18 protein-coding genes are annotated in these 16710 nt (G+C 43.5%); 6 read left to right on the forward strand and 12 right to left on the reverse strand.

The genetic code is table 11. From position 1 onward, the window contains the following. Positions 1–626 precede the first annotated feature (626 nt). The 3 genes from H6G05_RS06260 to H6G05_RS06270 are packed head-to-tail and all read left to right on the forward strand — an operon-like array spanning position 627 to position 2642. Entirely contained in the window at positions 627–1223 is a 597-nt protein-coding gene (locus tag H6G05_RS06260) for a hypothetical protein (protein ID WP_190577272.1), read from the forward strand. 11 nt (positions 1224–1234) lie between these two features. Further along, positions 1235–1954 (forward strand): P-loop NTPase family protein, encoded by a 720-nt coding sequence (locus H6G05_RS06265; RefSeq protein ID WP_190577274.1) that lies wholly within the window; start codon positions 1235–1237, stop codon positions 1952–1954. Position 1955: 1 nt separating this feature from the next. Further along, positions 1956–2642: a DUF6753 family protein gene (locus H6G05_RS06270; RefSeq protein ID WP_190577276.1), complete on the forward strand. Its 687-nt coding sequence runs from the start codon at positions 1956–1958 to the stop codon at positions 2640–2642. Positions 2643–2980: 338 nt separating this feature from the next. Here the strand turns inward: H6G05_RS06270 and H6G05_RS06275 are convergent, their stop codons facing one another. Further along, a complete protein-coding gene (locus H6G05_RS06275; RefSeq protein WP_190577278.1) occupies positions 2981–4132 on the reverse strand; it encodes a hypothetical protein in 1152 nt (383 codons plus the stop codon). 211 nt (positions 4133–4343) lie between these two features. Between H6G05_RS06275 and H6G05_RS06280 the strand changes: the two genes are divergently transcribed. The 3 genes from H6G05_RS06280 to H6G05_RS06290 all read left to right on the forward strand — a co-directional run bounded on the left by H6G05_RS06280 (position 4344) and on the right by H6G05_RS06290 (position 9536). Then, positions 4344–5570, forward strand: a complete 1227-nt coding sequence (locus H6G05_RS06280; RefSeq protein ID WP_190577280.1) for a LysM peptidoglycan-binding domain-containing M23 family metallopeptidase — start codon at positions 4344–4346, stop codon at positions 5568–5570. Between the two features lie 47 nt (positions 5571–5617). Next, positions 5618–8758 (forward strand): plasmid replication protein, CyRepA1 family, encoded by a 3141-nt coding sequence (locus H6G05_RS06285; RefSeq protein WP_190577282.1) that lies wholly within the window; start codon positions 5618–5620, stop codon positions 8756–8758. A 121-nt stretch (positions 8759–8879) separates the two neighbouring features. Beyond that, positions 8880–9536: a hypothetical protein gene (locus H6G05_RS06290; RefSeq protein ID WP_190577284.1), complete on the forward strand. Its 657-nt coding sequence runs from the start codon at positions 8880–8882 to the stop codon at positions 9534–9536. A gap of 73 nt (positions 9537–9609) precedes the next feature. Here H6G05_RS06290 and H6G05_RS06295 read toward each other — a convergent pair whose 3' ends face one another. The 11 genes from H6G05_RS06295 to H6G05_RS06345 form a co-directional block, all read right to left on the reverse strand. Continuing rightward, entirely contained in the window at positions 9610–10410 is an 801-nt protein-coding gene (locus H6G05_RS06295; RefSeq protein ID WP_190577286.1) for a ThiF family adenylyltransferase, read from the reverse strand. Then, entirely contained in the window at positions 10371–11915 is a 1545-nt protein-coding gene (locus H6G05_RS06300; protein WP_190577288.1) for a group II intron reverse transcriptase/maturase, read from the reverse strand. The genes H6G05_RS06295 and H6G05_RS06300 overlap by 40 nt, the downstream gene beginning before the upstream one ends. A 530-nt stretch (positions 11916–12445) precedes the next feature. Beyond that, entirely contained in the window at positions 12446–12622 is a 177-nt protein-coding gene (locus H6G05_RS06305; RefSeq protein ID WP_190577290.1) for a hypothetical protein, read from the reverse strand. Continuing rightward, the gene (locus tag H6G05_RS06310; protein WP_190577292.1) at positions 12622–13356 is read right to left on the reverse strand and encodes a Mov34/MPN/PAD-1 family protein; all 735 of its coding nucleotides are present in this window, start codon (positions 13354–13356) and stop codon (positions 12622–12624) included. The genes H6G05_RS06305 and H6G05_RS06310 overlap by 1 nt, the downstream gene beginning before the upstream one ends. Continuing rightward, positions 13308–14015, reverse strand: coding sequence for a hypothetical protein (locus H6G05_RS06315; protein ID WP_190577294.1), 708 nt, complete (start codon positions 14013–14015; stop codon positions 13308–13310). The genes H6G05_RS06310 and H6G05_RS06315 overlap by 49 nt, the downstream gene beginning before the upstream one ends. 10 nt (positions 14016–14025) lie before the next feature. Next, entirely contained in the window at positions 14026–14778 is a 753-nt protein-coding gene (locus tag H6G05_RS06320; RefSeq protein WP_190577296.1) for a hypothetical protein, read from the reverse strand. Position 14779: 1 nt separating this feature from the next. Further along, the gene (locus H6G05_RS06325; RefSeq protein WP_190577297.1) at positions 14780–15034 is read right to left on the reverse strand and encodes a hypothetical protein; all 255 of its coding nucleotides are present in this window, start codon (positions 15032–15034) and stop codon (positions 14780–14782) included. Next, the gene (locus H6G05_RS06330; protein ID WP_190577299.1) at positions 15031–15243 is read right to left on the reverse strand and encodes a hypothetical protein; all 213 of its coding nucleotides are present in this window, start codon (positions 15241–15243) and stop codon (positions 15031–15033) included. The genes H6G05_RS06325 and H6G05_RS06330 overlap by 4 nt, the downstream gene beginning before the upstream one ends. Continuing rightward, a complete protein-coding gene (locus H6G05_RS06335) occupies positions 15240–15557 on the reverse strand; it encodes a hypothetical protein (RefSeq protein WP_190577301.1) in 318 nt (105 codons plus the stop codon). Before H6G05_RS06335 ends, H6G05_RS06330 begins: the two co-directional genes overlap by 4 nt. A gap of 129 nt (positions 15558–15686) precedes the next feature. Next, positions 15687–16124 (reverse strand): hypothetical protein, encoded by a 438-nt coding sequence (locus tag H6G05_RS06340; protein WP_190577303.1) that lies wholly within the window; start codon positions 16122–16124, stop codon positions 15687–15689. Between the two features lie 90 nt (positions 16125–16214). Then, entirely contained in the window at positions 16215–16622 is a 408-nt protein-coding gene (locus tag H6G05_RS06345; RefSeq protein ID WP_175358797.1) for a single-stranded DNA-binding protein, read from the reverse strand. Between the last annotated feature and the right edge of the window lie 88 nt (positions 16623–16710).

Here is a 16710-nt window from a genome sequence, read left to right on the forward strand (position 1 = left end):
TTCCAAAGGGGGTACTCCCCTTTGGCAAGCGTAATGTTGCCGTCGAACAAAAATCAAGCGATAGCGCGATTTCTTGTCCGACGAGCAACATAGCTTGCGAGGAGTTTTAGACATACCTCAAAGCACGCAAATTCGTTGTGGATTCGGATCGATCCGCCCAAACTTGGGAAGATTTTAGGACAACAGAAGGTACAAACTTGGGACGATTTTAGGACAATAGAAGGTACAAACTTGGGACGATTTTAGGACAATTTTGAGACATAAATCGCCCCTAGTTCTCACTCAATTGGCATAGAATTACCACTCAAAATATAATACTTAAGAAATACAAATTAATGTCCGAGTATAAAAAATATCCAATATAAGGATTGACTTAATACTTTCTTGGTAAACAAAATTGTTAGATTTCAGATATTGATAGGAATTGTGCCGATGTTAACAAATTGTAAAAATCTCATCAAGCAAAGCCAACTAATATTCTTTAGCAATGGTTATGATTGAAAAAAGCAATAAACTGGGAGGTGATAAAACCAATATAAAAACTAATCTGAGACAGAGATTTCTAGATTTGGGAATTTTTGGGTAACAGTTTAGAAATGTCCATCCACCAAACAACAGCTAAAAAAATGACTGAAGATCCCTCACGTTCATCTTTAGTGGACTTGGATACAGATAAGTTAATAGCTTTATCAGAGCGCTGGATCAATGAACCCCAGAAGAAAAACAAACTCAAAAGCAAATTGGATATCATCCGAACTTTGGAAAGTGGGATTAGATCTTTAATCGCTTCGGGATACACCTGTGAAGAAGTCAGCAACAAACTGACAAGTGAACTACACATTTCTATCTCTGGTGCGACAGTACAAAGGTATTTGCAGAAGATTGATGTGGAAAATAAAAAGGCGGCAGCAAAAGCCAAACGCGATGCTACTAAAGCGGCAAAAGCCTCGGGTGCTCCTACTCTGTCAATTTTGCCGTCAGAACCCGCCAAGTTTTCGGATGATTATCCTAGTTCACCGCCTATTAATCAGAATGTTATTGGCTTAACCAAAGACATTCAACCTACAACTACCAGAATAAATTCGGACTTAAAACAGACTAATCAGGCTGAGTCTAGGAATCCTAAAAGCATCGTCCCCAAGTCTGTCCCTGTAGACGATGACGACGATGATGATGACTACTTAGCACAACAGAAAATCTTGAAACACTACAATCGTTATTAGGAGGCAAATTTATGGCAATTATTAACCTGATCGATGGTGAAAAAGGTGGCGTGGGCAAAAGCTGGGTTGCTCGAACTATGCTCCAATACCTCAAGGATCGCGCCATCCCATTGGCTGGCATTGAAGCGGATCGTAGCAATCCCACTGTCCTCAATATTTACAAAGACAGCAAGGCTGCTTTTTTCTCCGAAAACGAGAAAATGGCGGATGTCCCTGACTCTATTTTTGACTATGCGCTCAAGAAAACTGTCGTCGTCAATTTACCCGCTCAAGCCCATCGCGCTGTATCCCAATGGATTAACACCAAAGGCTTGCTAGACTTGGGCAAAGAGCATGGCGTGTCTTTCATTAAGTGGTTCGTCAGTGATGGTGAAAGTGACTCAATCGAGCTATTTATTGAGTCTCTGGAACATTACCAAGGCTACATCACCCATGTGTTTATCAAAAACTGGGGTCGTTGTGATGAATGGGGCTATTTCCACGAGCATGAAGCAATCCAGAAGGCGATCGCCGAATATGGTGTAGCCGTAATTGATTTTCCGAAGTTGGGAGATGGCAGGCGCATTGAAATCAATGCTAAACGACTAACTTTTGATGAGGCTTCTAACTACTCCGAATTTGGCATCATTGGCAGGAATCAAATCAAAACCTTCCTCAGAGATGCTTACAAAGCCTTTGAATCCACCAATCTCTTGCCTCAAAACGTCCAGAAAAAAGAATCCAAATCCTAGTATGAATAGCGATCCTCAACCCAAAACTTATCTGGATATTGCCATCCATGACTACGATCCCACGGTCAAAGCCAAGATTTACGAGATTGTGGCTAAATCTGGCATTCCTCAAAACGATCCTTATATTGCGATTTTTCTATCCAATGCCCAAGTTGCGGCAACGGTTGCCACTGCGCCCAACCTACTCCAAAATGCCTTAGCCAATGGCTTTGATGTTGGTATTCAAAAGTTCCGTGACTTTCTAGCGACGCTGCGCGAGACTGCGGTTAAGGAACAGGAGGTGGCGATTAGTCAGGCGATCGCGAATATCATCAAAAACAAACAGCATCAGGAATCCCAAGGTTATTGGCGGGCGATTAGCCTGCCCTTCATTGGTTTCTGTGCGGGGATGTTGATGATTGGCTTAGCAGCGGGTCTGGTTTCGGGCTTGGCGATCGCTAAAGTAGTCTCTCCTCAAGCTAGTCTAAATCCTCAGACAGCAAAGAATTTAGACTGGTTAGCGAGCGATGATGGCAAACTTGCCAAAAATCTCATGGACTGGAATCGAGACATTTTGAAGACCTGTTTGCAAGACCAGCAAAACCTTAAGGATGCTTTGATTATTCTCAATGGTAAGTACGTTACTAGAGGTTTATGCGCTCTTTGGGTTTTACCTGAAAACCAGAGGGGCTATGAAGATCGGCGTTGATTTTATTACACCGATCATTAATCGAAAAAACACTATATCCAATTCATTGGATATAGTGTTTTTTTAATCAACTAAAGATTCTCTCTAAAAATAGCTGTATTCTCAATAATACAAGGTTGAAGCCCTTGATTTATCGTTACTACTGTCAATAGTATAGAGACACCCTAAATGTTAGTGCCCTCTCTGGGTATGGTGCTGAAACCCAGAGGGGATATGAAGATCGGCGTTGATTTTGATTGCTCCTAGTCCTTGAGCTAAAAAACACCCCAGCCAACAGATTGGTTGATTTATTTTTTAGTAGAGGTAACATTTACAACAGCAGTCAATTGTGATGCAGATTACTTAACTTTTGTATTTAAAATTAGTATGTCCAATGCTTGTTCCGTTGCTTCTATATTTTCGACTGGGATGAATGCTTCCAAGCTATTTTTCTTCGGTTTTTTCTCCCTCGGCTTCGGCTTATTGCGATCGCTGTTCTCAATCCTGCCGCGCTTTCTAATCTCATACCCATGTTTAATTAACATGCCTCGGATCGTGGAATCACTCAGACCGAAGATGGCTCCCACTTCGTCTAGGCTCATTGGTTTGCTATATAGCTCCCAATATTTCTGGGCGATCGCTTGTTCTTCCTTGAGAGCCGCAGCTTTTTCCCTTTGTGCTATCGAGGAAATATCGATCCCTGCTTGGACAATTACCCGTTCTATGGTTTTACCTGACAGACCATAGATCTTGCCCACTTCCTCAAAGTTTATGCCTCCTTCATTCACCAGTTGCCAATATTCTTGGGCGCGACCATAGTTCTTGAGTCGCTTAAGTTTTTGCTGATCTTCGCGTCTCTGCCTGATCCGCATCAAGATCTGACGGCGCTCTTTTTGTTTTGGAGTCAGCTTGGGTGTGGGTAATCCGGCGATACCTCCTAGCTTATGTTTTAGTTTAAAGGTCGGACGATTTTTTGAGTCTACAGTCTGCCTAATTGGATAGCCATTACGCTTTAGTTCCCTCACGATGATCGGATGGGATACTCCAAATAGTTCTGCGGTTTCTCTGAGGGTTAAGTGGTAATCGTTATAGGCTTTGTGAAACTGAGCCGCGCGATTGGCTGAGGTAACTAAATCAATTCCTCGGCGGATGGGGATGCCGTGCTTTTCTAGGACTTGGTTGAGAGTTTTCGCTCCAATATTGAGCTTTTGGACTACAGCCGTCCTTGTCAATCCTGATTGGTAAAGGGCGATCGCCTGTTCTTCTTTAGACATCCTTGTATGGTTCATCCGTGCATTTTTGGGTCTAAATTCATTAAACCCCGACGCAACCATAGCGTTATATACCGTCGAAATCGCTACCTGAAAATGCTGGGCTATCTCTCGAATCGCATAGTGTTTTTCTTTGTACAGCTGAATATACTCTGATACATCAGGCATAACTTTAGGAGTTTTTACCTTTGAAGTCTTTGCCTTTGGATTTTTTTTCTTGTCTACTTTTTGCTTTTTCATTACCTAGTCCTCAAAATTCAAATGCGTTTTTGACTTTCTACAATAGGTAGAATATATATATAAAGGTAAAATTTAGTAAAAGTATTCCCAAATACTAACTTTTTCTACTATGCTCTGTTAAGTTGCTTTTGTCAGAAAAGACAAGCAATAGATGTAACCTTAGGTAAAGTATATTACTGATACTATGATCTCACAGTCTAGAAAAACATTTGTGCAAAACACAACATTTTTAGGAAGCGTTTGTAGACCTCTAGTAATTACAGGACTTCTTGCTGGGTATAGCTTTAGTTGTTTGCTTCCTGTCAGTGCTGAAGTAATTTCTAATTCCCTAAAACCAACAGTTGTTAGCCTTAAAGTATTCCCAACTGTTGGTGCTAAATTGCACCAAGTACAAACAGGAGATACCCTATACAGCCTCACTCAGATGTATCAGGTTGATGCAGCAGCGCTTGCTAATTCTAATCGTATCAGTGCTGCGACACCTTTGCAGATAGGCTCTCAACTTGTCATTCCTCCTGTTGATAGCATTATCTACAAAGTCCAGCCCGACGATACCCTCAGTCAGGTGGCTAGCTTATATCAAGTGCCACAAGTTCAGATCGCCAAGGCTTCCAATTTGTTGACTCCCGACGATCTGAGGATTGAGCAACCTCTGGTCATTCCTGGAGATGTCAAGCGTTTACTCTCAAACCGTGAGGCAAATACCATACAGGATCTCACTCTCAAGAGGGATCTACTGCATCAAAGGCTTCAAATGACCAAAAGTTTTACTTCTAATCTCAACAGCCTAAATACATTGTCACCACTCCTGACTGCTAAAAGCTGGTCATCGAGATTTCATTTTCAAGCGGATAATATACCTACCGAGCTAGCGATACTCCCTGAATCAGAGGCTCGTATGACTACGGTAGAACTATTTCAACTGACTAGAGAGGTAGAAGCCCTTGATAGTTGGCTTGATCGTCATAAACAGGTAATTGCCTCGACCAAGCTTCAGGGAGTACCAGTCAATCCACCAAATCCAGCATCTTCAAGTATTCCTACCTCCACTGCTAATTCATCGGTGATAATTTGGCCCACTGAAGGAACGATTTCTTCTGGTTTCGGTTGGCGTTGGGGTAGAGTCCATCAAGGTATTGATATTGCCGCTCCTGTTGGCACTCCTGTCTGGGCGGCGGCGGCTGGCGTGGTTGAGTTTGCGGGTTGGGATGATAGTGGTTATGGCAACATGATCGATATCCGTCATCCTGATGGGTTTCTCACTCGTTATGCCCATCTCAACAATATCTCTACTCAACAAGGATCTGTAGTCAATCAATCCCAAGTGATTGGTGCTGTTGGCAGTACAGGTAACAGTACAGGTCCTCACTTACATTTTGAAATTATCCCCCTATCGGGTGTTGCAGTCGATCCGATTTCTTATCTTGCAAAACGGTAAACTGAGCATTTTTTAACAAAACTTTAGTTATCTACTTAATATTAAAGATGAAATCAACAATTTTAGATCTACATTCTTTTTCTGATTTAGTTTACCGTGAATGGATTGATGGCAGTGCGATCTCGCCCGAACTTTTTACTGCTAATGTGGAAATTATAGCAGATGAAATTATTGAAAGTGGTGCTGAAGTCAACTACCCAATTCATGAGGCACTGAATTGGAATCCTGCTAAGTGGCGTACTGTCTGGCAATCTGGTAAGCAACAACGTCCAGAGCTATTTGGAGCGCTGATTCATTCTTGGAATCCCATTCTCGAAAAACCTGAAGTATTCCAAGTCAAGCTTAGCAATCCTTTAATTGATCAGAAAAAAGGGAAACCCCGCAAGTATGAGAATCCTGCTAAACGCGGACAGGTCGGTGGTTTTGCTTTAGTTCCTCAGTCAATTTGGCAAAAGGTAGCCGATCGCTATGGAGTTGAGGTTGATTTCTCGGCTTTACCTGATTCTGTTAATTTCTGGTCTTGGGTTGCTGCCCATCCTGAAATTCCGATCTTCATCTGTGAGGGGATGAAAAAGGCTTGCTGCTTGTTATCTCAAGGTTATGTGGCGATCGCTTTGAGCGGGATTACGATGGGGCGGACTAAAGGTGCGGATGGTAAGCTGGCTCTACAACCCTATCTAGCTAAGTTTGCTATTCCTAAGCGTCAGGTCTGCTTCTGCTTTGATGCCGAAACCAAGGAAAAAACTAAGCATGATGTTTTTCTGGCTACGGTTAAAACGGGCAAGCTATTTGCGGATGCTGGCTGTCAGGTTCGGGTAATTGAACTGCCGTTGTTGGAAGGTACTGATAAAACTGGGGTTGATGATTTCATCGTTGAGCGTGGTATTGAGGCTTTTGCTCAGGTGTATGCGACTGCGATTTCCCTCAACACCTATAGTTGGGAATACCAACAAGATTGCCAACTTACAGTAAAGCCGTTTAAGAGTTTATCCATGAATATTATGTTTCAGTTGGATCGATATGAAATCCCCGATTACATCCCCAAAACTGGGATTGTGGCGCTGCAATCGGCTAAGGGGACGGGGAAAACTAAAGCAATCGCAGCGATCGTGGCGGGAACGGATAAGTTGGCGCTGCTGGGTCATCGTGTCAGTTTGGTTCGTGGTCTATGCAAGGTAATGAATGCGGATTTCAAAGGCGACATTGATATGGCGGATGGGCAGTTTATTACAGAGTCGGCATATTCGGCTCGGGTGGGAGCCTGTGTCGATAGCCTGTTGGCTTTTGATCCCCGTCAATTTGTCGGTTGCGATCTCGTCATTGATGAGGTGGAACAGGTACTCAGACATTTGATTTCTGGCTCAACCTGCAATAAAGATGGCAAACGCTCGGCACTGCTTGCCCGTCTGCACATCCTCGTGAAAGTCGCTAGACGGGTAATTGTTGCTGATGCCGATCTCTCAGATATTAGCTTGAACTATCTCCAAGCTTTGCGGGGTGATGGTTCTGATGTCTTTTTGATCAAGAATGAATTTCAACCTGAAGGCTATCCTGCTCGATTCATTGTGGCAAATAACGATGTGCCGATTATTCAGGAGTTAATCGCGGATATAACCAAGGGTAATCGCGTGTTTGTGGCGACGGATAGCAAGTCCAGTAGCAAGGCGATCGCTAAGTTGGTTGAAAAAATTAGGGCGATTCGTCCCAAGATTAGGATCTTGCTTTTCAACTCGGATACCAGTGGTGGGCGGCATGAAACGGATTTCATGAGCAATGTTAATAAGCGGGTGTTCAACTACGATGTGATCATTGCCACTCCTTCGATGAGTACAGGTGTTTCAATTGAGGTCAAGCGCTTTCATAAGGTCTATGGTTTGTTCTATGGTACGGTCACGGATGCTGATGCGAGTCAGGCTTTGTCTCGGGTCAGGGATAATGTCCCGCGCACCGTTTGGTGTGCCGAACGTGGTATTAATTTCTGCAAAATTGATCGATCTTCTTCGCCGTCTCAACTTAAAAGTACGCTCAGGAATCGCTGGGATCGGGAGGTTAGTTTGATTCGGGCGAGTTTGGGAGATTCTTTAATGCCTGTCGCCGATCATGTTTCTCTGGACAATCCTCACATTGACCTATGGGCAAATGTGACCGCTAGAACCAATGCGGCGATGTGGGCTTTGCGAAATTATTTGCTGGCTCGTCTGGTGTTTGAGGGTAATCAAGTTACGGTGGTGACGATCAATAAAGATGATTCTGGTAAGTCGATTAAGGAGGCTTTGGCTCAGTCTAGACAAGAACGCTATCAAGCTGTCTCTAGCGCCAAAATCTTGTCTCCTGCCGAACAAAAGGATTTACTCTCAAATGAGTCTCACTCGTATCAAGATTTACTGGATCTAGAAAAAACTGCGATCGCCAAGTTTTATTGTCTCGATCAGGTTTCTCCAGAACTCGTCGAATACGATCGCGATGGGCAAAGGCGATCGGAGATTATTAAATTGGAAGCTTTGTTTGAATCAGAGCTTGCTATTGATGCTGATGTTCATGCCTTTACTCGTCAAGCTAAGTTTGGTATGGGTATTTTCCTCCCAGATCAGCCTTGTCATGAATTGGGACGCTATATCAGATCGGGATTAGGTTTGAAGGAGTTACTTAATCCTGATGTTCAATACACTGACTCAGATCTGGAGAACTTGGGTAGTCTTTGTCGGCAATTTGCTAAAGATATCAAAAGGTACTTGGGCTTCAATGTTCCTCAAGATGCGACCAATATTTGGATTTTTCGCATTCTCTGTAATCAGCTTGGGGTCAAAATCTGTTCTAAGCGCATTCATGGCGATGAGGGCATGATTAATGTCTGCTGGCTTGATGCTGATGCTTGGCATCAGTTGCAAGCGATTCTTGAAAGACGCTCCCTCTCTCGGCAACAGGTAACAGCTACTCAACCCGTTTCTAGCGATCGCCCCCCCCTTATAACAAATGATAGTCAGGGGGCGATCGCTAGAAACGGCAAGTTTGCGGTTTGGACTAGGCTGATTGCCACGGTCACTTATCTACGCCATGTACTCACATCGGATATTTCCCCCTATCACCCTCTGTATAAGCTCAAAAACCAGCTATCAGTCTTGTTTTTCAACTTCCAAGTCATGTTCAATTCAAAATTATTCTTGAATTGCTCTCAAGTAAAATCTTAATTTCGCAATTATTTGGACAAACAGACATTTTTGTGGAAAGATATCTTATAAAAATCAGTCAGTTTAGGGAGATTTATCATCTCTAAGGTTTGAGGTGGGGCAATCCTTGTTTAGAAATTTTATGATGGAGTCCTATGTGGGTACATTAACCGATATTTTCGTTGCTCAAAAAGATCAACGATTTGATTTTCTGCGTGAACACTTTTCTCGAATTTTTTTTAAGTATCATCAAGATCGGTTTGCAATTAAACAAATGCAACTAAAACCTTTTACTACCTTTCTTGACTCTCAGCTTTCTGAGCCTATCGATATCAATGTCACGGCTCAGTTTATCAAGCAACATTGTGCAGATGCTCAATCTTTCGTTTCTACTGCTATTAGCGAAGTTGGTAAGTTTAACAATGTTCAACTTCTAGGTGGGGTTTCGCCTCGTTCAGCTAATCTTGTGCGGGATTTATTCGCTGATGAGGATTCCTTGATTGTTAGTATCAGTCAGGATATTGTCATCGAAATTATTGATTTTCTCTGCTCAGATACTCACTATCCTATGCTTTGTGATATTTGCTTTCCCTGTACTAGTCAAGTCATTGTAGCGGCCCATAAAAAGCGAATTCCTGTATCAGTAAGAATACTCAAACCTCCTCTGAGTTTCAAACGCAACCGCCATCGCATCATTGCTTGCAAGAACTGGGACGTACTTGTTCAATATGCTAGTGCTGATGTCGTCCTCAAACTATGCAGTATTCCTTGGCTAGATGAAATTCCTTGCTTCGGCTAGGTTTCTCGCTCAGGAAAAAATAAGCAGTCCGCTCTGCTCTTGTTGATCTGATTAGTTCGGACTGCTTATTTCTCTATTGGGGCTTCGCTCTTAGGTATTGTTTGGGCTTGCCAATCACTGCTGCTACTTCTTCTAGGGTGTTGAATCTAGACCATGCACTGCCATGTTTGCAGTTTACATAGGTAGCAAAACGGGTCAGGGTTCCGCTTAGTAAGCGTAGTAGCATGTCCAATGCTTCATCAGCTATACGGTGATTGATCGACATCGACTGAGCATTGGCGATCGCTGCTTCTTCACAGGATAGGACTTTCTGGATTACCTCTTGCTCCACCAGTAGATCTGGATGTTGCAAGGCGGGTGATGGCAGGGCTGTACAAAATGTGGGTATATGAAAGGCTCCTTTCATAATGTCCGCGGTGGCGCTAGATCCAATTAGTACTTGCCCCGAATCGTAATGATTGCCACAGTCTAACCAGAAGGTTGTTTTTCCATTTTCTAAAACTTGGGCAATTTCAGTTCTAGCTTCTGGATTGTCCACCGCGCCAATACAGATGGTCAGGTGTTTCCATCGCGATGTTGCCATGTCTGCTCTAAATGATGAGACAATGGCGCTGATTTCGATGCCCCATTGCCATCCATACCTTGCTGCTAATACCGATGCTTTGGGAAGCTCAAGGTCGTTAGGAGTAAAGTTTTGGCGAGGAATATTCGTTGCTTCTACCCGATCTGGATCGATGAAAGTAACTGAGGTTGAGTCGAGGTAGGGTATTATCCCTAGCCCCTCTCTGTTAGATCCGTACGTGCGATTTTCATCGCATACGGCTCCCGATATTCTTAGCTTGCGCTTTTGCTCATGTGATGATAATCGTGGCAACTTTCGTGTATTGCTGCAAGATTGTTAGGCTTCCGATTATTGTGATTTCCATCTATATGGTGCAGATGTACTCTTTCATCATCTACGAACTTGAGTCCGCAAATTTTACATGAATGGTTTTGCCTATTAAGTGTTTTAGAGGTCATGTTGTCGTAGAGCTTACTGTGACGTTCGCTCCAATAAACCATATCGCCATCGTAGGGGGATTTATTCCCTTTGACATTGATATGTCTACTTTCGGAGTAAGGCACGGCAGGGAAGGCTTTATCTAGTAATTGCTTACAGGAGTAGCGATCTTGCTTGGCTTCCTTGTTGAACACCTTAAATGCTCTGTATTGGATGTGATATAACGAGTTTCTTGAACCGTCCATCTTACAAAAGCGGTGGTAATTTCTCCAACCTCTAACAATAGGTGCTAGCTTTTCAGCTTTTACCTTTGCACCATAATTCGAGTTATTGACAATGGCTTTTACCTTTTTGCGGAAAGCTTTGAAATTAGCCTCTGAGGGCGTACTTTTAAATTTTCCGTTTTTCTGACATTTGAAATGCCAGCCTAGGAAGTCAAATCCATCTTTCGTGGCGGTTGTCTTGGTCTTTTTCTCGCTAACCTGCATACCTCTTGCAGCTAAAAATTCGCTGATTTTGGTAAGTATTTCAACATCATTGTCTTCAGGGCGAAGAATTATCACCATGTCATCCGCATAACGGATTGATGGTTCTCTCCATCCATTATTGGAACCTCTGTATCTATGGATACTTTCGATTCCGTTTAATGCGATGTTTGCTAATAGTGGGCTTACGACTCCGCCTTGTGGCGTTCCTTGGTCTGGAAAACCTACATTGATTCCAGCTTTAAGACATCTAAAGATGCCAAGCTTTAATCCCGTGGGGGCGATTAGGTTATCCATGATTGCAGAGTGGTTAATCCTATCGAAGCATTTTTCAATATCGAGTTCAATAACTCGTTTATTTATCCCATTTGCTTCACTGTTGAGGTTGCTGAATAGGAGTTTCTGAGCATCATGCGCTGAACGTCCCGTTCTAAACCCATAACTTCGCGCGTGGAAAGTTGCTTCGTGTGCTGGTTCAAGTGCATATTTTGCTAGGCATTGCCAAGCTCTATCCGCAATTGTAGGTACTTTGAGCATACGGGTTGTCCCGTCCTTTTTAGGGATAGGGATTTCTCGTAAACCTGAGTGTTTCCAGTTGATATAATGTTTGGCTAAAGTTTTCTCTAGCTCAAATCGTTCCTCGAATGAGAGAGACTTTTTACCATCTATACCAGCCGTCTTTTTACCAGCGTTTAGCTGCGTTACTTGCCGAATCGCTAGTAATCTAGCTGATTTGGATTTAAGAATTAGCTTTTGTAATGACCTTGCTTTCCGCATGTCGTTAACTTGAACTGCTTTGAACACGCGCTTTTGCAACCTAAAAAGGTTAACTCGGAATTTCTTCCAAGGTAATTCTTTCCAAAGTTCACTAATATTTCTATTGTGGCTAACCATGATTTGCTCTAGTTTGTGTTTTCTGAATACCTTGAGGCAATTACGCCTCATCCTACCCGAACCTAAGGGGTTAATCCTCTCGTCTGGTCTACCGTAAATTCGACAATTTACAGACCTTAGACTCGTTTTTATTCGTTCCGTCCAGATGATTGTTTTGTCCCCTTAGACGTAGCCATTTCAACCACCAGAACCCCTTACTCATACCGATAGCAAAGTCAGTTCGGCGGGATACAAATCTCTGGTAGAGTCAGACATTAGGATTGCGTCTGCTCGGGAATAGGTCGTTTTTCTAGGCTCTATTTCGTCTTAGGGACTCCCTGTTAGCGCCAGTGTCATCTGCAATTGATGTCTGATTGCGCCCTGTTCCCAGCTTCGACCTCCCGTAACCGAGTCGGGTTATCGTGGGCAGATAAGGAGTCAGTCTTGAGTTTAGACGGAAGGGCTTGCACCTTCATCGTCTGGACAGTTAAGCTAGTCTTGGGAGACTTGGCTCTGATGGTTATGTACGGACTGATTACCGTGATTCACCATCAAACGAATCGCACTACTTTTTTCCCTGCTTGTTTCTGTAAATAGGCGATGCGTGGCAAGTTCACGGCTAACCATCCGCCTGTGCCTCCACAGCCTATGAGAATTAGGTCTAGTTCTTCATAGGCTGGTAGCAGGATGGGGACAGCTGCGGCAAAGGGTAATGATAGATTTGACATTACCAATCCTCCGCTAAGCAGTCTGTTAGTTGTGCTGGTAACTCCAAGATCCCTGTGGTTGCGGTTTCGTAGAAATGACCGTAAATTCCCACTCGCATCCTGATCTGTGGGTTGGAGAAGATTTCACCCAGCACTCCATAAATCCGAAAGCCTGTCTCATCTCGGTTATCTGTTTCGGAGAAGTAAGCTCTCATGCCATGATGGGAATGGATTTCGATAATTGCTTTGCCGTAGGTGCTGTTTACACTATTGTCCAATGGCTTACAGGATGTGGCTGTTTGCTCTTGTTCTGGAATCGCGAGCTGCCAATTGCCATTTTCAAAATATAGGTGAAATACAATTTCAACTGGGCGATTATTAGTGTCGCAAGCAATGCGTGAGGCTTCGAGCATTTGCTCTACTAGCGTTACGGGGACTGCGGGGTATGTCATCTGTACAGATGTTGATATTGCTCTTAGTCCTTTGGCTTTGTAATACGACACTGGCGCGATCGCTGTCAAACCTTGCCTCTTTGCCCTGACAAATGTGCCATTACTGCCGTACACATACTCATACATTGAGGTTGGGGCAATTTCAGGCAAGCTTTGATTTGTGGCGATGATGTGCTGAATTAACGGGGGATTCTGGGCGGATGGCAATGCGGTATTTGTTGTGGCTACGTGCTTTTGGATATGTTCTAATAATTTCATTGGTTGATTACCATGTTGATCGCTACCTTTACGGAACTGCCACATTGGACGAGATCGTTGATGGGGTAGCGGTTGGATTTCTGCAATTGGATCAGTTTTTCGCGGATGTCTTCTGGATGGGTATTTGATTTGCTATCCACAAGATGATTGTTAAATGGTGCAGTCATAAACATCTGCCATGCTTTAAATAGGCGCTCTATCCCTTCTGCATAGTTGCTGAGATTATTCTCAACTCCCATACAGATCCTGCCATCTCCATAGATGTTTGGTAATGGCACATGGTAAATAGGTGCTTCGGGTTCAAAGGTTTTTTGTTTGGTTGCCCAGATGTAGCAAGTGTCACCGCATAGCATAAATACTGTCCCCATCATGGGAATGGTCAGGGAGATTCGCTCTCCATCACCCTGTAGGTCGGCGAAGGTAAATGTCCGTTTTGCAGGTGGCATAAACTGCACATACCAATGCCCTTGACGACAAATACCCAATCGTTTTACTCCGTCGGGTATCCAGCCTGAGTCGATACGTTCATGTTGAAAGGCAGCTCTCACTGTTTCAGGGGATAAGAACTTGTAAGTTTCTTTCTCTCCCTGTCGATATTGAAAGCAGTAATGTCCTCCTTTCAGAAACAGGAGTTTTGCCTCTGCTTCGATTAATGGATAGCCATCGGGTTTGAGGGCATCTTGGAGTGGGTCTAGGATTAGCATTGCTGTTTCCTCATGCGGCAAGATAGTGGTTGCGTATTTCGGGATTTGGCTCTTTACATTTGTTCCAGAGCTTGACCACCTTGATACAGTTGGCGGTGTCTTGATCTAGCCATTCGATGAATTCTCGATACTTTTGCCTGATCGCTTGGGCTTCTATATAGGCTTCTCTTAAGTTATCTATTACCTCTACTGTCCAATGAGCATCTACGATGTCATTCTCATAGGAGATATCTAGCCATAGATTGCCTGTGGACTGAGTTAGCATATCCAACGCTATGGGTAAGAGGGTGATTGTCCCTCTTACCTTTTTGCATTCCCGAGTTAACTTTTGGTAATTGATGTAACTCGCGACAGGTGGCAAGTCTTGTTCCAGTTCTCCCTCAATGTCATCCCATGTATCCCTATCTAATCCATGAATTAGACTCATCAAGAATTTCTCGGTCGCTCCTAGTTCTTCAAAGTTATCGTAATACCATGAAGTGCCAAGTGGCTCTACGGGAATATAGGAGATACGTTCTGATTCTTCTAGCAGTAATGGTAGTGGGAAGAATTGCTCATCCACTAAGGTCAGAAATTCTAGCTCCTTATCACTAAAGTTTTCAAGGCTAGTAACTTTGACACTAGCCTTTGATTGTTGGTATTCGTCAGGATAGTAATACTGATACAGTTGCAGCATCGTAGCTCGTTGCTGGAGGGCTGCAATATGTTCCACAGCTCTGTCGGCAGAGCTTGCTGCTAACCACTCGAATTTAGCTTTGTCCATCTCAGAATCCTCGGATCGTCATCGGTGCGGCGATCGGGTTTGCTCTTTTCAGGCTGTCTATTGTCCTTTGATTGCATAGGCTCTGTTTGTGTAGTTTTTTGCTTGCTTCCTCAAAGTCCTCTAACCCGATGATCTCACTCAGCTCGATTAAATGATGCCCCTGCGCTTCGTACTGCTCAATTTCCCACAGTATTTCAAGCAGGGGTGGGATTTCTTCTGGGGTTGTTATCAAAGTAGCGATCGCTGTCTCGCTCATATTGCCCCTTTTGTCCCAGCAAGTTTGCAGACATCCACGAGGATATCGCCGTTGGCTTGCACGGTTCTTTCGATTTTCGAGTTCTTGATTCCTTCAAAATACAGGCTGAGAGTAGCCCTAATTTGTTCGTCACTGCTGCCAATTTCAGGTGGGACGGGAATCGTCTGTCCTTCAATCTTGATGTTATAGTTCACTTCTGTTCCATTCATAATAGTGCCATCTGTTCTGATTTTGTCGATACTAGGGATCGTTTGGTGGTTGTGATTAGTTCTGGCTTTTCTTCTTCAACCATTGCAGTTGGTTCTTGGATTGCCAACTGACTGGTGGCATAAGCTTGAACGATCTGGGCTAGGGGCAAAGGAATTGGCACTAACTCTTTCAATCTAATCGTCTGAATCAATGGCATGCCCTGTTCACGGCAAATGGAAATTATCACCATTCGCTCGGCTGAGTCTGCTTCTGGCAATATCTCAATGCACAGCTTTAGTCTGTCTTTGTCTAAGTCAATTGCTGGGTTGGTCATGGCTTTTTCGCTACTGGAATTATGGCTATCTTCGTTAGCAATGGCGCTAGCCGTTTTTAATAAGCATTAGTTGAATTAAAAAAACAGCAAAATCCTCAAATATGAGGATTTTGCTGTTTTTTCGCTCGATTAGGCGGCAATTTGTCTATACCTTGGTTTCGCTTTAGACTTGATGCCAACTGGAATTGGGATTCGGGCTGGGAATACGCGCAAACGTTCTTCTGTAAATACTCTGAACTTGGCGGTGTGATGTCTACCGTTATCATTGACAGTCAGATACACTCGCTCGTCCAGAATTGCTTCGATGGTTGCATCGGGTAGTTCTGGTCGGGGATACAGTGGGAATATATCCTCATGTTCTTGCAAGAATAACTCCACTGTCTCAGCAAAGCGTTGTTTAGTTTGTTCCCTGTCAAAGCCTGTAATCAATTTTGTACCAAGCCATTGGGCGAATACTTTCTGCTCAAGGCTGACTGAATACTTCTTGGCTTGAGCTACCCATTCAGTGCCTTGATTGGTGAATCGAACCGATAGCAAACATTGATAGCCTTTGTGAGTGTAAATCATAGTTGCTTTCCTACTTTTTTAGCTGGGCAGGAGCCTTGAGCGATAGCGACTAAAAAAAGCAGAGAGCAATACTGCTCTCTGCTTTTTCAACTAGAAGTCATCATAGAAAGGGGCTGATTCTTGATACTCTTCGTCTTCGGCAGACTTCTTCACAACATCAATGAAGTTTAGAGATTGGGCATGAATCACAGTTCGCGCATGATGCTTCTTGTCTTTCTTGGACTTATACTCTTCTGGTTGAGTCAGAACTCCAGTTACTTCGACGAAGCGCCCAGATTCTGCGCGCTCTTCGGCATATTCCGCAGTTCCATTCCAGCAGACTACCTTTACCCAGAGAGGTTCTTGGTTGATCCAATTACCATCTCTGTCGCGACGAGGTTTGGGCTGCACGGCGAGGCTGAAGTCTAGAACGTCTTTGCCGCTGGTTTTGGTTTGACGAATTTCAGATACATTACCGACATAACCAGAGAGGACTACGAGATTAGTAGAATTACACATGAGTTTTTCCTTCCATTTAGGAATCAGGTCATGGACTTCTACGCGATAGCGTATCTTTAAAAAAAATCAATAACTCTCCAATCCATTT

This window comes from Phormidium tenue FACHB-1050, from assembly GCF_014696925.1.
Taxonomy (GTDB): Bacteria; Cyanobacteriota; Cyanobacteriia; order Pseudanabaenales; family Pseudanabaenaceae; genus Pseudanabaena.